Consider the following 16823-nt stretch of genomic DNA (forward strand, 5'->3'; position numbering starts at 1 on the left):
TCAACTCATCATGTCGGAAAATGCGTATTTCAATCGCATCTGGCGTTTAGTACGAAAGTCTATTGAATCTGGCGATGTCAGTATTTGACTGTACCATGCTAAGCGCTCTGTCAGAATTTTCAGCTCATCGGCAAATCGAGCATTGTTAGCTTTGGCCTCGGTAGAACTAACGAGGCCAAGTAATTGGCCCAACTTGACTGTGCCCCTGAAAAACTCCTGGCGCTCTGTCAGGTGCGAACGCAGATCATCGAGACCGTCCTTCTTGACTTTGGCGATGGCAGTTCGGAGACGATTTCTCTCATCAAGCAATAAGAGGTCGATATACCGTTCAAAATGCTCTCTCATGACCATCGACAAATCTGCATCTACAAACGAGTCGTCTATAGCGGCTTGATCAGCTAAATCCCGATGAAGTGTATCCTGACCAGACACCCTCGGGTGGTGTGGTACTTCATCAGGAAAGTGCTGATTAGGCGATGTACGGGTGTCCAAAGTGTATTCGTTCATATGCAAGTGCTTAGTTTTTTACTTCTGGTCAGGCAGCTTCTGGCCGGACAGGATCAAGCCAATCTTGTGACTCCAGTCTTCCGCTGAGTATTTGCCGACACCCATGGTGATAGAAGGTGTCTCCAGGTCATTCAGAAAAAATTGGATCTGGAAGTTGTTGGTTTTGGTGGTGACTGCATTACCTTGCACCTTGAGCTCCTCTTTCCACAAGATCGTCCACTTGCTGACTTGTGAGAAATCAAAGACCCATACGCATTTTCCTCGAAACTTATTGAACATGATTTTCTTGGCTTCTGTGTCGAACATGACCAGGTCTGTACCACTGGAGAAACCAAATGCCTTATCCAGTCGGAAATTGCTTCCATAGGCCTTATTGGCTGCATCAACAGCGGAGTTCATCCTGCTATTTCCACTTCGCACGAGATACATGAACCAAGCAATGAAGCCGCCTATCAGCAAGTAGGCTGTCACCTTATCATCCCAGCGTGCTTCTTCTCCTACCATTAGACCAAATGCCGCCACGACGGCAGCCAAAAAGAGCAGACTACCAAACAAGGTCGTCAGGGTGTTCGTAGAAGCAGCTGAGTTCAGATCGCTTTGGGTAGGTCGTTTCATATTAAATTTTTAACAATATCCATGCGTATTGTGGAAGATTCCCGTCAGAATCAGAATATATCTGAAATCCAGCTAAATGTGCACTATAGTAATCATTACGTTTATTATAAGCTGTGGACTGTAAGACATCCAAATTGGATGCTTACAGGCATGAAGAAATCCAAAAACCTACTGTCGAGCAAAGAAATATTTGGCCGGAATCTGCGCCGTGCGCGTCGGCATAAAGAAATTTCGCAGGAAGATTTGGCGCTGAGATCAGACCTGAGCCGCAGTTATGTGAGTGGGGTCGAGCGTGGAATCCGTAATGTGTCAATCGACAACATGGATCTGCTAGCCCAGGCTTTGGGTATTCCTATTCGAGATCTTCTTGATCCCGATTTATTTGCATATGTAGACGACAAGCTGGAGTAATTGTCAGATACGACGAGATTGGCATATGGCGGCATGATAACCGTGTGCGCCAGGCCAACATCGATGCCACAGAAAAATCCCAGCCCTACTGTCAGGCACCCAAACAATCATTGTGAGACTATTGCTTAAATATCAAGATTCTTAAGTAATTTGATATTATTTTGAAATAGCGTGAGCTTCACAACGCGGAACAGAAGTGCTGAGTTTGGGAAATTAGGTAGGTAAACGAATAACCAGTCCCCGTGGCTTTTCCTAAAGACTGTCACAAATTGCTTGGTGCGTAGCAGCGTGACACTGAACGATAGGGGCTGTAGGACTGCATTTAAATTGTGGCACGGCTTGATCAAAAATGACTATGGCGTATCGAGAGTCGGACAGTGACAATAGAGCGATTCCCAGACCATGAACATAGTTCTAAGCTTAATATGACTTCCCGTCGATGTTCGAATTCGTCCGCAGGTCAATCCAAGTCAACCAGCTTTGCGTCAGAAAGGATAAATCATTTCAATACTTGGAGGTGGCTACTTTTATGAGGATACGCAGCTGCACTGGAAGGAAAAAAGTAAGCTCTAATGAATGAATTCTGGTGCACTGCCTAATTCTATTAGGTGACAAATTCTAACAACCACGGTGGTCAATATCTTTCTAATCTTTGGAAATTAAAGACCTGGTCAATGCTAAACAGAATGACTGCTCAAGCTTCAATGGATTGAATGGTCAGACCAACGCGGCACATGCACAACAATAGGTAAAAGCCCTGCTAAGTCAGTTGCTGCGCGTGTCTGGTGATGAATGGGACTGTATGAGATCCTTTAAATTTAGCAGGAAATCAACCACCACTTCCGATATGTGATAATTATCGGAAGTTAGCTTATTGCTGCTATCATGAATTATTCTCATCCAGAATTCCATAATATGGTCTCTCTTCAAGTTAAGTGTAAGTGATCAAACAAGATGAAAATAGAAAGCACTAGCCAGTTAGCAAATATTATCCGCACTCAAATTGACTCGATGCGCAAAGCCATCAAGACACCGCATGCGAGCAGTCTCAGCTCAAAAAAAGAAACAACAAAAACAAAAAAAATATCGTCCACAAAAGAAAAAAAAGACTTGGGAAATTTGATTGTTCAAAGAGTTGCGGGGATACCGGTGGAGGATCCACAGAGGCGCAGGAAGGCTTTCCGTGTTTTTTTAGAGTCCGTTCTACTGGATGAACTCGGGGACAGGCTGATTGCCGATCCCCGTTTTTTTCGTATGGTAGAAGATATTCAAAATCAGATGCAGGCAGACCAGGAACTGGCACCAGTCATTGAACAAGCAATAGACTTGCTGCTGACTCCTTCGTCGTCATCGTAAAAAACGAAAGCATACTGCAATCGGCTGTTTGTATGCTTTGCACATACCCACCTCAAACTACCCTTAACATGTGGTTTTCAATTCTGAAACGATTTTTCATCAGGCGTTGTGCTAGTCGTTTGATTGCTTCTGCATCGTTTGCTTCCCCAGATAAAATAGCTTTTGCATAAGGTGCTGAAAAATTGGCTTTATCTAAGCGCAAAGCCAATTCTATATGCAGTTCGGCCTTTTCTACTTGGTTTTGCATCGCCGCGATTACAGCGATAGCTCCATGGCTCTCACTGAAGTTGCGGTCAAGGGCTAACGCAGTCTCAAACTCGGCATTCGCCGCATGCAAATCCCGTTGAATAAAATAGAGCCAGCCCAAGCCTAAATGCGTGCCTATGTGCTCAGGCATATAAGCAACAGCATTCTGTAAATAGGACAATGCCTGCTCTATTTTCATGTCATACATTTCAGTAAAACCCAAAAGTGAAAAAATTCGTCCATCAGTCGAATTCTTCGTCAATGCTCTCAATAAGCACTTGCGGGACAGGTCCGTATTTTTTTGCGCCAACGCTACTGTCGCATTTGCAACCAGGGCTTCGACCTGTTCAGAGTCTGTTAATAACGCTTGCTTTGCCCAGATGGCAGCCAACTCCATATTCCCCAAATCAACCGCAATCAAACTAGCAACGCCAGCAGCTTGATCCGAGAGACGATTTAGCTTTTGCTGTCGCAATACATACTCAAGCGCTTCTTCCAGTCTGAGGGATCTGTGCATGCACCTGAGCCACAACACCTGATGTTGGCTGATATCTTGGATAGTATGTCCAGTATCATTAACTACATTGCCGAGCTGTTCTAATGCTCCAGCAAAGTCATTTTGCTGAAAATATATATAAGCAAGGTTATGGATGATTGCAGGATTTGGCCCATGCATTTCTTGAAGGCTGATCAGTACGGCCTTAGCTTCTTTGAAACGCCCTTGAGCAAGATATAAATTGCTGGCACGAAATTGCCAGCCAACAGTGTCGATTTGCTTGGACTGCGCGTAAGTGAGGAATTGTTCTGCTTTTGTGAACAATGCAGCCTGCAATGCTGTTTCAAACGCGTCTACCAGCAAAACATTATTGTCTGGATCACTGCTCAAGTACGATTCTAGCCGAGCGACTCTGGCACCGAGTTCTTGTTGTCGTATTGTTTGCACTTCGGTTAATACATTTTGAGAAATCAAGGTATTCTCCAGCGAGGTCGTTTTTTTGGTCATCATCTATTTCTTTCGTTTCCCTTGCCGGGAAGTTTGTATTTTCACATTCTATTGCTTGCACTGACATGGCGATCCGTTTAACAGGCCAAGTCAAAATCCCGCTGCATGGTTAACAACCGCTTAAGGTTTTTCAAGGCGGAATGGTGAATTTGCGAAACGCGTCCCTTGCTTACATTCATTATTTCTGCGATTTCTTCAAAGGGTGTACTTTGCAGGTAATGATATCGCACAACTTTTTGTTCTTGTCTCGACAACTGCTCTACAAGAGAACGAATTTGCCCTTGCAATTGTTTCAATTCCAAACTTTCATAGACTGGTGGAAGCTGAGATGTGAGCCCCTCATTGCTTACCATACCACTGTCGTCGAGCAGCCAGGAGAGTGCCAAACCAAGGCCAACCTCGGCCAAGCGACGAAAAATCTGTTCACTATCATGCGGATTTGCACCATCTGCCAGTAAGGCTATTTCCTTACTAGCTGCCATCCGTTGAGCATTAAGGCGTTGGCGCACGCTGATTTGTTGATGTTTTTCGGAATGAACTTCCATGCTGTTAAGGATGGCACCGCGCATTCTTGGTCCGGCAAAACTGGAAAATTTTGTTCCGGCTCCGACATTAAATCTATCCATCGCATCCAGCATGCCGACCAAAGCGATTTGATAGTATTCGGCAAACTCCACATCATTCCCATAGCGTTTGACATACATAGATGCAGCGACTGTCTTGGCATACGGCATGTAAATGTCAATAAGCTGCTCTCTGGCAGCAAAGTCTGAGTTTGTTTTCCACTTCGCCCATAACACTGCTTCGGAATCCTCAGAGTCCGCTCCTTGTATCAACACATCGAGATTAGCAGTGCCTGCCATTACGTGAGCAGTGAATGGAACGTTAATGGAAAGAACCAACCAGTGCTTTTAATACCAGGCTCCAGCCATCAATCAATACAAACATGAGTATCTTTAAAGGCAAAGCAATCGAGATCGGTGGCATCATCATCATCCCCAACGCCATCAAGATGCTCGACACTACCAAATCGATCAATAAAAAAGGCAGAAAAATAACAAAACCGATTTGAAATGCTGCTCTAAGCTCTGAAAGCATAAAAGCCGGTATCAGCTGTAAATTGCTTATATCGTCCATGGTTTCAGGTGCCTTGGACTTTGATAATTCCACCATCAATGCCAAATCCTGTTCCCGAGTTTGTCGGACCATGAATTCGCGCATGGGCACACTAGTTTTTTCAAAAGCCACTTCTGCATTCATCTTGCCGGACATGAAAGGCTGAAAAGCCTGGTCATTGATGGTTTGCATAGTCGGTGCCATGGTAAACAATGTCATGAATAAAGCCAGACCTATCATGGCAGAATTAGGAGGTGTTTCTTGCATCCCGATCGCGTGACGCAACATCGACAGGACGATAATGATACGTAAAAAAGCCGTCATGGAAACCAAGATAGCAGGCAAGACCGCCAATACCGTCAGACCTAAAATAACGCGCAGGGCCTGATTTGTATCGCCAGCAGCGAGGATGGATGGTTTTAATTTGTTCGACAGCGATTCATCCGGTGAAGCGATGGTAGTGACAGTTTTTACCGCGCTGGTAGCAGCAGGTTTAACCGCTGGCAAAGCCTCGACTTTTTCCTTGATCTCTTCTTTGTTTTGCTCTGTTGCTGGAGTCGTCGTTTCGGATGTACTTTGAGTCACAAAAGCTTCTAAAGCGGCATCTCGCGCGTGCGCTGGAGATATAAAGCTGAACCAGAAAAAAAATTGCAGGCAGCAGCAAAATAAAAAGCGGTGGATCGACATTTTAATGCTCATATTATGTCTGTCCGTTTTGTTGAGGTGGAAATTCAGCCTCTGCATTAACGTCAGATAGGGTTGGCAAATCCATTTTCTTTTTGTCGAGTACAGTTACCTGATTATCTGAACAGGCGATGAGCAATTCATCACCATTCCAGCTAATCAGATGGATACTGGCTTTTGCCGTTAACATGAGTTGCTTCTTTATTTTCAATTCTGAATTGGTGCTTTTCTTATCCAGCCCTGGAAGTCCCACACCTAAATTGAATGTACCTGATTTAAATTTAATGACGATATAGGCGAAAGCGAGAATCAAGGCAAGCACTGTGATCAGCCAGGCAGATGAAATATCATCTGTTTTACCTTTCCCATTGTCGCGGATCACAGGGATATTCGCCGACAACTGCATTGGCGAATCAGAGGCTGCCAATTTAGCCAGCGAAGCTGATGGAATCGATGCGGCAGTTGCAATTTGCACAGCAGGCATACTCACTCCCGCTGCTGTCTGCGACTTTGCGTTTACACACCACATCAAGAGGCTAAGGACGCATAAGCTGCCAGCTTGACGAGAAAATTTCAAAAATGAATTCACGATAATTGCCTGGTACTAAGGTCAGGCTTTCAAGGGAACAGGTAATTCAGAAATCTGAATTGCGAATTGCCCGTCCACTGCGACCAGATTGCCCCTGGCAACAGTATGTCCTTCCAGAACCAGATCAATTGCCTGCTCTACATCAGTACCTAGCGTGACGATCTGATGCTGCTTCAAGGCTAATAATTCGCCCACGGTCATTTCAACCTCGCCGACATAGACCTGCAATCTTGCCTTTACTGTGTGCAATGGATTGATTGTCGTCATTATTGGTGCAGACTTATTTGCGGCAGCCTGGTCTTGTGTATCAAGCTCTGGCAATTTGATCATTTGAATTTCAACTGCGTCTTGTGCGGTCGTTGGTGTTCCAGAACTGGATACAGAGGCTTCAGGATGTTGGTTCATATTTCATTCATTTCTTAAATACTGCAAAAGAGCAAACGCAAGCTTGGGTGGTATCTAAATAGCTAATGACATCACCATAGAAAGCAACCAATGTCAGGCCTTTATTGCAGAAGATGGTGCCAATACTTCTATCGCTTTTTTAGTCGCCCTTGTCCCTAAGAATGCCAGGCAAAGCGCTTCGCCGCTGGCGAATTTGACTTGTAAAGGTTGTTCCAGTCCATGTGGTAATGGAATTACATCGCCCACTTGTATCTGCTGTAAATTACCGAGTTCAATGTCACATGAACTGAGCTCGACGCGGACACGTACTTTTTTATGCTGAACAGCTTGTGCAATCGATAGTAACTTGCTTGTCGGTGCAGTACGCAACAATCTACGCTTGTTTTCATCCTCTGCTAATACATCTGGCCCCAGCAAATGCTCAACGCAGGCTTGATTCAGTACCAACACCAGTTTCACGCCGCACCATTGGATTTCCAGTTGCACAGCACCTGACCATGCCTTGAACAGATTTTGTGGCGGCACACCGGCTGAAATATCGATTTGCGCGGGCGACAGCAAATCAGTCAATTTGCCCAGGTATTCTTCCCAGGCTTGGCTTGCCACACTTTTGCCAATAACTCCCTTAGAATTGGAGGAGATTGATGCAGACCCGCTTGCAGTAAACATGGCGTGTTGAAGATGTTCAAGATGCCGCGAAGGGATTTGCATCCAAAATGTTTGTGCCCCCGCTCCGGACACCTGTCGCCAGTCAGCAAGTATTTCTTGCTTTCGTGGCGATGCTGAAGCGAGCGCGGCCTGGGTCAAATGGTTTTCGCCATTCGCCAGCCAATCCTTACTCCATTCAGCATTGACTGCATCAATCTTTTTGCAAATCAAATCCAATTGCCCTACAGCCCACCAGCGCGTCTTGTACAGTTCGCCAGGCGCTACGATTTGAGATTTAGCATTGACTTCAGACACTACTATTTACCCTTCATTGCAAACAATTCTTGCAGCATTTCGTTTGCAGTTGTAATAATTTGTGATGAGGCTTGATAACCACGTTGCATGATCACAAGGTCACTAAATTCTTGTGAAAGATCGACGTTTGATATTTCTACAAAGCCTGATTTGACACTACCAAAACCGTTTTCGCCAGCATTGCCAGAGTGCCAGGCCGTAGGATCCGTTGAATCGAACTGATTGCCGCCCACTGCCTGGACAGCATCCACAGTATCAAACCGGCTCAATGCAAGGCGATTGCCCTTGCTGGTTTGCCCATTTGAATAAGCCATGACCAATACCCCGTTTGCATCAAAACTTGCACCGGTCAAACTGCCTGCAGAAAAACCGTCTTGCGTATTGAATGCCAAAGGTGTCAAATTGCCGTTGGTAGGCGTCGTAGTGTTAGCTGCAAATGAAGTCACGTCAGTACTGAAATCTAACGTAAGTGGAGTGCTGGTGAGGCCTGCAGGCGCGAAATTGATAACCACTTTTGAACTAGCAAAAACAGTTTTACCATTCAAAAATACAATAGCACCTGTGCCAACAGAAACACCATTTTCTGAAATATCAACCGACCAATTATCTGTGCTTGTTTTTGTCAACTTGGTCGTCAAGTTGTGCTCACCACCCACACTATCAATGACCTTGACAGAACCTACGCTGACTGTAGTACTGTTGATATCCACATTGCCCTTAAAAGTAACAGTTGTGGTTGCCTTGGAATTGGAAGAGCGTGTGCCGTTGACTGTAATTTCAGCCAGTGCGCCATTTGCATCTCGGCCCATTACTTTGCTACCGTCAAGGCGATTGACCAATACGCCGCTGGAGTTGAATTCAAACTGGCCCGCACGTGTATAGTGCAACTTGCCATTAGCATCTTTCAAAGTAAACAGACCTTCGCCATCCACTGCCAGATCCAGCGTATTACCAGTTTGCCTGAGCTCGCCTTGCTTGAAGTTCAGCGTAGTTCCACCTGTCACAAGGCCATGACCGCTAGAGCCAAAAGTACCTTTTGAAGTACCGCTCTGGTCACCATTGGCATAGAACATATCACCAAACTGTATGCTGGAGCTTTTAAAGCCAGGGGTGTTGATGTTGGCCGTATTATTTGCAATCACCTTCAAGCCACGGGAGTAACCTTGCAAACCACTCATACCAATGTAGATAGAATCAAGCATAATTTTTCCTTCTTTAATTTCGAATTATTTTAACTTTGCAAAACGTACCCGCGCATCAGCAATCAGCGTACGTTAATGATTTGATCAAGCCCGATATTGTCTATCTTCAATCCACCCGTGGTAGTCAAAGTCAACATTGGAGAATCACCACTGAGTGACAATCCAGCGACAACGCCTGTCAAAGTCCCGGTTTGTGTCGCAATATCCACGGTACGACCAATCAAACCGACCGATTGCAGAGACGCCTGGTTATTAATCAGGTGTTCGATATTTGTATTTAATTGCTGAGTCTGCTGCAAAGTGGTGAACTGCGCCATTTGTGCCATGAACTGTTGATTGTCCATGGGTTTCATAGGGTCTTGATAGTTAAGCTGAGTCAGCAAAATTTTCAAGAAATCCTGGATTCCCAGATTATTTGCTTGCAGGTTATTGGTAGCAGATGATGCGCTACCTACGGAACTGATGGCCATTGCATCTCCTTTGCTTGTAAATAAGAATTTAAAAAATAATGCGTATCTTCAACGCTTACTGTATTTGCAACATCACTAGACTTGATATTGGTGAGCGACGATGCTGATGGTTTAACACCTTCTTTTAGCATCTGCGCAATCACATTCTTAGGCAATTGCTCACCATTCCAAGTCAGTGCCAATAATTGCACATTCTGTTTGGCAACCCAGTAATGCAATTGCTTTGTCAGTTGCGCTTTATCAATATTGGCGTTGCTGTTTATACCCAACCAGAGCCGCAAACCTTCTTCACTCCATTCTGCATGAAAACGAATAGCCTGGTGTTCTTCAGTAACAGCTTCAGTCTTATCCGCCACTTCAGCGCTCGCAGGCTCGTCTTTGATCTCGCTTTTTTCGAGCTCAGAAGTATCAGTTTCCATTATTGACAAGCTGGCTGCCAACTTGCCCACAGGCTGATTTGTTTGTCTATCTACATCAGTCATTTGATTCAATGATTCAACGGAGACGATCTTTGCCTCAATGCCTGTCATTTCTTGCAGCGCTATTTTAATGGTTTGCACAGCTTGCCAAGCCTGAGTAGACTCCGCCGCTAATGGCATTGCGCTTCCAGTGGCAATGGACGACTGCTCCGCCCCAGACGAAGAGGCTAAATTATTTGCAGCAAATGCTGTCATGCCCGACGTAGCTGTCTGCTGCTTTACCGGAGAGTTTTCATTTCCCACTTCAACCGCTGTTGAGTCAGCAGAACTTGGTTGAGCTGAGCTTGCAGCCGGCAAAAACTCTTTTGCTTTTGCATCCTGAATACTCAACTCTCTTTCTTGCGCTAAATCTGCAGATACGGCTTGCTCATCAGTTCGATTTGAGCGGGAATCTGTTTGCGTATCATTCACTGTTTCGCGGTCACCAGTTTTCTCAACACCGTCCTGATTATGCGCTTGCCTTTGCTCACGCGCGTTCGATGTGCCCTCAGTTGCAGGCGTGTCGTGACCGCCTCTGGCAGTCAAGCCTTGCCTTAGCCACTCTTGCATTTGCGACTGTTCCATCGCCTTTAACCAGGCTTGCCGCTTCGCCATATCCGGCGCGCCATTATTGTCTGCACGCAGGCGCTGGCTTTTTGCGGACAAATCCTGATTCAAGCTCAAAGATGACGTCACGCTCATACGTTTGCCTCTCTTTTCTTTGCTCTCCACATACTTCTGGCATTCCAATCCCGGTCAATTTCTGCATTTTGCTGATGCAATTGCTCAAGGATATACTCGTCTAAACATTCTTGGCGATGTGAATCAAATAGCTCCATTTTCTGCTGCAGGTTAATGCATTCCTGCCGGATCAAGGTGCATTTATCTTGCAAGCCAATCAGTTCTTCCTGCTTGATTAACATCTCAGCTTTTAGTACAAGTAAGAATTCCAAGGCAGATTTGTGTACCGAAACATTCATATGGCTTTGCCATGATGTACGTGCCAATTGTGCTTGCTCTTGTTCACGCAGTTTAAGTTGCTCTATCAGTTGCGCGCATTGCTGCTCTTCACGTTGCGCCCTGGCCAGGTCAATTTCCAGTATATCCAGCTTCCATTGCGTTTGCTTCTGGACAGGATCCAACTGATAAGTAAAGCCACGCAAATCCACACTGGAACTCATGCACGTCCTCTTACCATTTGCCTGCCAACAATACTACTCAAATTTTGTATTGCCTGATCGCGCAAAAATCCACCTTCATCCTGCTTCAACCAATTCAGCAACTGGCTTTCAATCTGCAAGGCTTGATCCAATGCAGGGTTACTGCCTGTCTGATAGGCACCTATGTCCACCATTTGGCGGTTACGTTCCAGTACAGCCATTTGTTTAACGGTTTCAATTGCCAGCATTTTTTGTTCCTGGCTGACTATGTCCGGCATCACCCGGCTGACGCTTTTCAGAATATCAATCGCCGGATACTGCCCTTTGTGTGCCAGCTGCCGCGCCAATACGATATGGCCGTCAAGTATCGAACGCAGGCTGTCTGAAATAGGTTCGTTCAGGTCGTCGCCTTCCACCAGCACAGTCATCAATGCGGTAATTGCACCGCCACTATCTGCAGTACCACAGCGTTCACAAAGCTCGGGTAACTCTGCAAAAACAGATGGCGTATAACCACGTGCAGTTGGTGGTTCACCTGCTGACAAGCCAACTTCACGCCTGGCCATGGCAAAGCGGGTAACAGAATCCATGGTCAACAGCACCTGCAAACCTTGGTCGCGGAAATATTCTGCAATTGCCAAAGCGGCATAAGCAGCCCGGATACGCGCCAAAGCTGGCTGGTCGGAAGTCGCCACTACGACCACCGAGCGTTTCATTCCTTCATCGCCGAGTTGCTTGTCGATGAATTCCCGCACTTCCCTGCCACGCTCACCGATTAAGGCAATAATATTGATATCAGCCTTGACATGACGGGCGACCATACCCAGCAGCGTACTTTTACCGACACCACTCCCAGCAAAAATACCAACCCTTTGCCCCTTGCCTATCGTCAGCAAAGAGTCAATGCAGCGTATGCCGGTTTCCAGAACTTTTTCTATCCTTGGCCTTTGCATGGGATTGATAGGTGCAGCTTTTAAAGGTTTTTTCAATTGCGTGCGCACTGGTGGCAAGCCATCCAATGCCTGACCAAAGCCATCAATAACACGACCCAGCAATTCTTGACCGACACCAATCTCAGCATATGCACCATCGGCCACGACTTCGCAACCTGCAGCCAACCCTTGTACCGATCCATACGGCATCAAGGTCAGGCAGCCAGCACCTATACCGATCACCTCGGCAATAATCGGTTCGGCGGCTTCATTGCCCTGATATTCACCACGCTTGGGATAAATAGAACACAGCTCTCCTACTGTCGCATTCAAGCCAGTTACCTCGATCGACAAACCACTGAATTGACGCACTTGCCCTATCCGTTTTATGAAAACAGATTTATTCAATTGCGCGTGATATTCGTTGAGCCTGATCACGCTATTCCTGTCGTTGCAGCCATCATCGCTTGTGCATGCTCATGCAGCGACTTGTTCTTGCGCAGGTTTCTGGCCTGCAGCAAACCTTGTTTCAAGACCTCTATCTGGAAATCAAGTCTTGCATCCAGGCTTTGTTCACTGGACCGTATAATCAAACCACCCAGTTTAATATTGGCATCTGAAACCCACCGGAACTGGTGAGAGCTGGTTATGTTTTCGCCAGATGAAAATAAAGCATAATCGTCTGGATGCAGGTGGACGGAAAATTCTGTATCCGTCAAATGTTGCTTGACCAGGGAATTGATCAGCTCACGGATAGCAGTCTCAGAACTCAGGGACTCACCCAAAATCTTTGTGATGGCGGCAAAAGATAATGCCACCAGTTCATCTTCTGCATCCCTCAGGTAATTATCAAGTTGTACCGGCAGATTGACAAGAACTTGCTCGAACCGCACCAGTTGCTGATGCAAATTTTCTTTCAATTTTGCAGCTACGTTTTGCGCTTCTGCCAAGCCTTCTTTTTGCCCAATGGCAAATCCTTGTTGTTGGCCTAGCTTGTAGGCTTCATGAAACAACTGCTCGCGCTTGGCATCCAGTTCAGCCTGCAATTTTTCTCCTACTTCACGCACTGCCTGTGCACGGCCTTCGATTTTGCCTGCCAGATATCCTTCCTCGTAGCGGTCAACGAGTGGCAATTTGTTTTGCGTTGCAGGTAAACCAAAGCTCACGGGCGCAGGCTTGCTGTCGAGTGGTCGAATATCACTGTCAACTTTATTTTTTACGGCAAAATTCTTTTCTACAGTTCTGCCAGGTCTGTGCAAGGTATGTACGTGATTGTGCACCAGCACGTCACGCAAAACCTGCATATTCTTTTTAACTGTCGGCTGTCCTTTCATACTTAGTATTCCTTACGCATGACGGCATTTGCACTGCCAAGACCAAGACGACGCAATAAACGTCCAAACATGCCCGCGCTTTCCAGCACATCTGTTTGATAAACAGGAGTGCGCGGAGCTGGCACTTGCTGAATAATCTCTGCAATCAGGGCATGTTGTAGTTTTTTGGGCCGTACATCTGGTTCTGACAAATAGGGCTCTTTAATGTCGACCTTTGTCTCTTGAATACGGCGCGCCTTACTTGCATCAAAGCATGCAAGAAATTCTTTTTTCCAGGTCCAGGGGTGTATTTGCAAGAAATAAGCTACTAACTCAGTCGACTCATCTGCCAACACCCCGAAAATATTGCGGTAATCGGCTCTATCCAGACAAGCTATTTGTTGTTCCATGCTGAGATCAGCTACATTTGCTGGCCATGTCGAAATCTTAGCGGACACAGGTAAAGCTTTGTCCGTGCTACTGAGGCCAGACAACAATTCCTTATCTGCCGGCATGCCCAATTCATTTAACTCGCTCAGCAATTGCTTGAGTATTTGGGTGTCCTGGCTATGCAGATTGCCCAGTACCCATTGCTTGTCCGCTTCACTCATTGAGTGCAGCAACAAGGCAGAACGACGGGTATTTTCAGAAATTTGCATCATATTCTCAATAAAAACTTTAACTGCGCTGTTTATTATCAGCAACAGATTCTGCTGAAGAATTGGCTTCTGACTGACGCATCCAATCTTGAATCTGTTTCAATGCCTGTTCGCGTTGCTGGCTGTTCATGGTGGCGCTACTGCCTTTATTTCTGGCAGACAACTGCATCAGATACATAAGCAATATAATCACAGCGAGTATAGCCAATAAGCTGGTAATGATCTTGAAGGTATCAAGTTCTGCAGCCAGCTGTCTCGCATTTTGTGGTGCCTCATCTGCTTTGATCAAAGCAGCTTGATCAGTTGTACTGGCAAATGCATCTGTCAATTTGACTTCCTGACCGGGTAGAGCGTGCAAGCTTTGCACTACGACGGTGTCGCCACGTTCTGCAACCACGCCGACTGCCGCAGCAACCAGGGCTTTCACTTTTTCTGTTTCTGCTTCATCCAGGGACTTACGCACAACAGCCACCACATTGATTTTTTGTATGGAGCCTGGCTGTCCTACCACCTGCTCAACTTTACGGCCAACCTGATACTCAGTTTCTCTTTGTGAACTGCCACCACGGGCATTCTGTGGCTGCGATACGTCCGCAGGCGCGCCGGATTCTTTCACTGTTTCTTTTTCGCGGATAATGATGCCAGTCGGCGTCTGCCCTGTAGTTGCTGGCGCTGCGATCACGTTTTCGGTTGTCACACGAACCTGATCCATGTTGAGCACTACATCAACACTTGCCATTGCCTGACCTGCACCAAAGCTGTGTTCAAGTACTTCATTGACTTTATGTGCCAGCAACGTCTCGGTATCTTTTTTCAGGTCAAGATTCCCTGTGCTCAACTCGACTTCACCTGGGACAGCATTATTGCGCGTCAAAGCAACACCCTGGCGGTCAACGATCGTGACATCCTGAATTTGTATGCCGGGTACAGCCGCAGCCACCAACCTTTGTATACCGGTAATTTGTTCCTGCCTCAGTTTCTTGCCCGGCTTTAAAGCGATGGTGATCGCTGCCTTGGGCTTATTATTGCTTCTCTTGAACAATGCTTCTTCGGGCAAGGCAAGATGGACGCGCACATCCTTGACTTCATCCAGAGAAGAAATGGTACGGGTAATTTCACCTTGCAAGGCGCGTTGGAAATTAATCTTTTGCGCAAACTCAGTCATGCCAAAATCGCTGCTATTGAACAACTCTAAACCAACAGCACCGTTTAGGGGAATTTCTTTTCCCATCAGTTTGAGCCGTGTTGTGTGTACGATTTCTTTATCTACCAGAATAGCATTACCACCCTCGCCTATCTTGTAAGGGATTTTCAGGCGATCAAGTTCAGCCACCATGGCGGCACTGTCTTGCGGTTTCAGATCAGAAAAAAGCACCTGATAATCCGTTCGCAGCAACCATACCGCGCACCACGCGGTAATAACAAAAATAGCCAACAGCCCGCCTACAAAACCAATCCTGGCAGAACTGCTTAGCGTATTCCAAAAATTTTTAATCACAACCTACTCCAACCACGATTACAAGAGATGCGATAAAGCATCCTGTCTTTCAACTCAAAGTTATTGCAGCAATCTATATCTGCATCTTCATGATGTCCTGGTAGGACTCGAGCAAGCGGTTCCTGACCTGCAACATCAATTGAAATGACAAACGGCTTTCTTCCATACGTATCATGACCTGATGCAGGTTTTGCACATCGCCGGTTGCGAGTGCTTGCAAATCAGCCTGAGAGGTTTGCAACTGATCATTGACCTGTGCCAAACCCTGGCTCACCAAATTGCCAAAACTTTGTGCTGGTGCAGCTGCATTGGCAAGCGGCTCGATTGAGGCAATAGCGCTTGGCGCTATAAATTGTGAAATGCTGGCGACTTCCATCAGTTACTTCCTCCACCGATTTCCAGCGCTTTGAGCGCCAGGTTTCTTGCGGTATTCATTGCTGCAACGTTAGCTTCATAAGCCCGCATCGCACTCATCATGGTGACCATCTCTGTGGCTGAATCTACGGCGGGATATGCAACGAAACCCTTGGCGTCGGCATAAGGATGACCAGGTTCGTGCACCATGCGTGCCGGTTTATCAACGCCTTCAATCGAAAAGCTTCTACCAGCATTGCCTATCGTGAACAAACCGGTTTCACCAATCATGTCTGAGAAACTGGTGCTTGGCGCTGCACTTCTGGCGATCACACGCAGTGGCTGGTAACCTGTGCCATCTGTTTCCCGCACTGTATTGGCGTTAGCAAGATTCATGGCAGCCACATCCACCCTGGCACGCTCAAAAGACATGCCAACTGCACTGATACCGAATGATTGTCGATAATCCATTTGTAGATCCTTAATTATTTTTTGCCGTCAGTAACGGCGCTGGACATGATTGCATAGTGGCGGTTCAAGGCCTTGATCAAGGCCTGGTATTGCACTGTGTTATGCGCCATGGCGGCGACTTCAGTATCCAGCGACACTTTTGCAGGGTTGCCATTCACATCAAATACTGGTTCCAGTTCCAGTTGGCCTATGCTGTGCTTCTGGCTGCCTTTTCCCTGAGTTGGCGCAGAAAGCTGTTCCAGTTGCTCCATGTAACTGGCAAAATTAATTTGCACAGGAACATAGCCTTCTGTATTGACGTTCGCAATATTATTGGCGATTGCCTGATGCCTGAGTGTTGCAGCATCCAGCGCCAGGCCTACAGTCGCTGTTGTCACAGATTGAAGATTGTGAGTCATAAATAATGAACGT

21 protein-coding genes are annotated in these 16823 nt (G+C 46.3%); 2 read left to right on the forward strand and 19 right to left on the reverse strand.

Going from position 1 to position 16823, the window contains the following annotated elements:
- Positions 1 to 507, reverse strand: a complete 507-nt coding sequence (locus tag UNDKW_RS19810; RefSeq protein ID WP_162060123.1) for a hypothetical protein — start codon at positions 505 to 507, stop codon at positions 1 to 3.
- 18 nt (positions 508 to 525) lie between these two features.
- A complete protein-coding gene (locus tag UNDKW_RS19815; protein WP_162060124.1) occupies positions 526 to 1122 on the reverse strand; it encodes a hypothetical protein in 597 nt (198 codons plus the stop codon).
- Positions 1123 to 1143: 21 nt separating this feature from the next.
- Between UNDKW_RS19815 and UNDKW_RS19820 the strand changes: the two genes are divergently transcribed.
- A complete protein-coding gene (locus UNDKW_RS19820) occupies positions 1144 to 1533 on the forward strand; it encodes a helix-turn-helix domain-containing protein (RefSeq protein ID WP_370529041.1) in 390 nt (129 codons plus the stop codon).
- A gap of 954 nt (positions 1534 to 2487) precedes the next feature.
- Positions 2488 to 2889 carry a hypothetical protein gene (locus UNDKW_RS19825; RefSeq protein ID WP_162060126.1) on the forward strand — a complete coding sequence of 134 codons (402 nt, stop codon included), beginning with the start codon at positions 2488 to 2490 and terminating at the stop codon, positions 2887 to 2889.
- A gap of 52 nt (positions 2890 to 2941) precedes the next feature.
- Here the strand turns inward: UNDKW_RS19825 and UNDKW_RS19830 are convergent, their stop codons facing one another.
- The 17 genes from UNDKW_RS19830 to UNDKW_RS19910 all read right to left on the reverse strand — a co-directional run bounded on the left by UNDKW_RS19830 (position 2942) and on the right by UNDKW_RS19910 (position 16810).
- The gene (locus tag UNDKW_RS19830) at positions 2942 to 4141 is read right to left on the reverse strand and encodes a lipopolysaccharide assembly protein LapB (protein WP_162060127.1); all 1200 of its coding nucleotides are present in this window, start codon (positions 4139 to 4141) and stop codon (positions 2942 to 2944) included.
- 74 nt (positions 4142 to 4215) lie between these two features.
- On the reverse strand, positions 4216 to 5001 hold the full coding sequence (locus tag UNDKW_RS19835) for a sigma-70 family RNA polymerase sigma factor (protein WP_162060128.1): 786 nt from the start codon (positions 4999 to 5001) through the stop codon (positions 4216 to 4218).
- A gap of 22 nt (positions 5002 to 5023) precedes the next feature.
- A complete protein-coding gene (gene fliP, locus UNDKW_RS19840; RefSeq protein WP_232063053.1) occupies positions 5024 to 5953 on the reverse strand; it encodes a flagellar type III secretion system pore protein FliP in 930 nt (309 codons plus the stop codon).
- Between the two features lies 1 nt (position 5954).
- Positions 5955 to 6422, reverse strand: coding sequence for a flagellar biosynthetic protein FliO (locus UNDKW_RS19845; RefSeq protein ID WP_162060129.1), 468 nt, complete (start codon positions 6420 to 6422; stop codon positions 5955 to 5957).
- A gap of 126 nt (positions 6423 to 6548) precedes the next feature.
- Positions 6549 to 6932 carry a FliM/FliN family flagellar motor switch protein gene (locus UNDKW_RS19850; RefSeq protein ID WP_162060130.1) on the reverse strand — a complete coding sequence of 128 codons (384 nt, stop codon included), beginning with the start codon at positions 6930 to 6932 and terminating at the stop codon, positions 6549 to 6551.
- Positions 6933 to 7025: 93 nt separating this feature from the next.
- Complete coding sequence (locus tag UNDKW_RS19855) at positions 7026 to 7895, reverse strand: FliM/FliN family flagellar motor switch protein (protein WP_162060131.1); 870 nt, start codon at positions 7893 to 7895, stop codon at positions 7026 to 7028.
- A 2-nt stretch (positions 7896 to 7897) separates the two neighbouring features.
- A complete protein-coding gene (locus tag UNDKW_RS19860) occupies positions 7898 to 9097 on the reverse strand; it encodes a flagellar hook protein FlgE (protein WP_162060132.1) in 1200 nt (399 codons plus the stop codon).
- Positions 9098 to 9159: 62 nt separating this feature from the next.
- Positions 9160 to 9567: a flagellar hook assembly protein FlgD gene (locus UNDKW_RS19865; RefSeq protein ID WP_162060133.1), complete on the reverse strand. Its 408-nt coding sequence runs from the start codon at positions 9565 to 9567 to the stop codon at positions 9160 to 9162.
- On the reverse strand, positions 9549 to 10727 hold the full coding sequence (locus UNDKW_RS19870) for a hypothetical protein (protein WP_162060134.1): 1179 nt from the start codon (positions 10725 to 10727) through the stop codon (positions 9549 to 9551). Before UNDKW_RS19870 ends, UNDKW_RS19865 begins: the two co-directional genes overlap by 19 nt.
- The gene (locus tag UNDKW_RS19875; protein WP_162060135.1) at positions 10724 to 11206 is read right to left on the reverse strand and encodes a hypothetical protein; all 483 of its coding nucleotides are present in this window, start codon (positions 11204 to 11206) and stop codon (positions 10724 to 10726) included. Before UNDKW_RS19875 ends, UNDKW_RS19870 begins: the two co-directional genes overlap by 4 nt.
- A complete protein-coding gene (locus UNDKW_RS19880; RefSeq protein WP_162060136.1) occupies positions 11203 to 12555 on the reverse strand; it encodes a FliI/YscN family ATPase in 1353 nt (450 codons plus the stop codon). Before UNDKW_RS19880 ends, UNDKW_RS19875 begins: the two co-directional genes overlap by 4 nt.
- On the reverse strand, positions 12552 to 13451 hold the full coding sequence (locus UNDKW_RS19885; protein ID WP_162060137.1) for a FliH/SctL family protein: 900 nt from the start codon (positions 13449 to 13451) through the stop codon (positions 12552 to 12554). The genes UNDKW_RS19880 and UNDKW_RS19885 overlap by 4 nt, the downstream gene beginning before the upstream one ends.
- Before the next feature lie 2 nt (positions 13452 to 13453).
- The gene (locus UNDKW_RS19890; protein ID WP_162060138.1) at positions 13454 to 14089 is read right to left on the reverse strand and encodes a hypothetical protein; all 636 of its coding nucleotides are present in this window, start codon (positions 14087 to 14089) and stop codon (positions 13454 to 13456) included.
- A gap of 19 nt (positions 14090 to 14108) precedes the next feature.
- Complete coding sequence (fliF, locus tag UNDKW_RS19895) at positions 14109 to 15587, reverse strand: flagellar basal-body MS-ring/collar protein FliF (RefSeq protein WP_162060139.1); 1479 nt, start codon at positions 15585 to 15587, stop codon at positions 14109 to 14111.
- 73 nt (positions 15588 to 15660) lie between these two features.
- Positions 15661 to 15963, reverse strand: coding sequence for a flagellar hook-basal body complex protein FliE (gene fliE / locus UNDKW_RS19900; RefSeq protein WP_162060140.1), 303 nt, complete (start codon positions 15961 to 15963; stop codon positions 15661 to 15663).
- Positions 15963 to 16412, reverse strand: a complete 450-nt coding sequence (gene flgC, locus UNDKW_RS19905; protein WP_162060141.1) for a flagellar basal body rod protein FlgC — start codon at positions 16410 to 16412, stop codon at positions 15963 to 15965. The genes fliE and flgC overlap by 1 nt, the downstream gene beginning before the upstream one ends.
- Before the next feature lie 14 nt (positions 16413 to 16426).
- On the reverse strand, positions 16427 to 16810 hold the full coding sequence (locus tag UNDKW_RS19910) for a flagellar basal body protein (RefSeq protein ID WP_162060142.1): 384 nt from the start codon (positions 16808 to 16810) through the stop codon (positions 16427 to 16429).
- Between the last annotated feature and the right edge of the window lie 13 nt (positions 16811 to 16823).

This window comes from Undibacterium sp. KW1 (genome assembly GCF_009937955.1).
GTDB lineage: Bacteria > Pseudomonadota > Gammaproteobacteria > Burkholderiales > Burkholderiaceae_D > Undibacterium.

Excerpts from the sequence above, each read along its gene's own strand:
- UNDKW_RS19810 (WP_162060123.1), bottom strand. The coding sequence starts at position 507 with ATGAACGAATACACTTTGGACACCCGTACATCGCCTAATCAGCACTTT.
- UNDKW_RS19815 (WP_162060124.1), bottom strand. The coding sequence starts at position 1,122 with ATGAAACGACCTACCCAAAGCGATCTGAACTCAGCTGCTTCTACGAAC.
- UNDKW_RS19820 (WP_370529041.1), top strand. The coding sequence starts at position 1,144 with ATGCGTATTGTGGAAGATTCCCGTCAGAATCAGAATATATCTGAAATC.
- UNDKW_RS19825 (WP_162060126.1), top strand. The coding sequence starts at position 2,488 with ATGAAAATAGAAAGCACTAGCCAGTTAGCAAATATTATCCGCACTCAA.
- UNDKW_RS19830 (WP_162060127.1), bottom strand. The coding sequence starts at position 4,141 with ATGATGACCAAAAAAACGACCTCGCTGGAGAATACCTTGATTTCTCAA.
- UNDKW_RS19835 (WP_162060128.1), bottom strand. The coding sequence starts at position 5,001 with ATGGCAGGCACTGCTAATCTCGATGTGTTGATACAAGGAGCGGACTCT.
- fliP (WP_232063053.1), bottom strand. The coding sequence starts at position 5,953 with ATGAGCATTAAAATGTCGATCCACCGCTTTTTATTTTGCTGCTGCCTG.
- UNDKW_RS19845 (WP_162060129.1), bottom strand. The coding sequence starts at position 6,422 with ATGCCTGCTGTGCAAATTGCAACTGCCGCATCGATTCCATCAGCTTCG.
- UNDKW_RS19850 (WP_162060130.1), bottom strand. The coding sequence starts at position 6,932 with ATGAACCAACATCCTGAAGCCTCTGTATCCAGTTCTGGAACACCAACG.
- UNDKW_RS19860 (WP_162060132.1), bottom strand. The coding sequence starts at position 9,097 with ATGCTTGATTCTATCTACATTGGTATGAGTGGTTTGCAAGGTTACTCC.
- UNDKW_RS19865 (WP_162060133.1), bottom strand. The coding sequence starts at position 9,567 with ATGGCCATCAGTTCCGTAGGTAGCGCATCATCTGCTACCAATAACCTG.
- UNDKW_RS19870 (WP_162060134.1), bottom strand. The coding sequence starts at position 10,727 with ATGAGCGTGACGTCATCTTTGAGCTTGAATCAGGATTTGTCCGCAAAA.
- UNDKW_RS19875 (WP_162060135.1), bottom strand. The coding sequence starts at position 11,206 with ATGAGTTCCAGTGTGGATTTGCGTGGCTTTACTTATCAGTTGGATCCT.
- UNDKW_RS19885 (WP_162060137.1), bottom strand. The coding sequence starts at position 13,451 with ATGAAAGGACAGCCGACAGTTAAAAAGAATATGCAGGTTTTGCGTGAC.
- UNDKW_RS19890 (WP_162060138.1), bottom strand. The coding sequence starts at position 14,089 with ATGCAAATTTCTGAAAATACCCGTCGTTCTGCCTTGTTGCTGCACTCA.
- fliE (WP_162060140.1), bottom strand. The coding sequence starts at position 15,963 with ATGGAAGTCGCCAGCATTTCACAATTTATAGCGCCAAGCGCTATTGCC.
- flgC (WP_162060141.1), bottom strand. The coding sequence starts at position 16,412 with ATGGATTATCGACAATCATTCGGTATCAGTGCAGTTGGCATGTCTTTT.
- UNDKW_RS19910 (WP_162060142.1), bottom strand. The coding sequence starts at position 16,810 with ATGACTCACAATCTTCAATCTGTGACAACAGCGACTGTAGGCCTGGCG.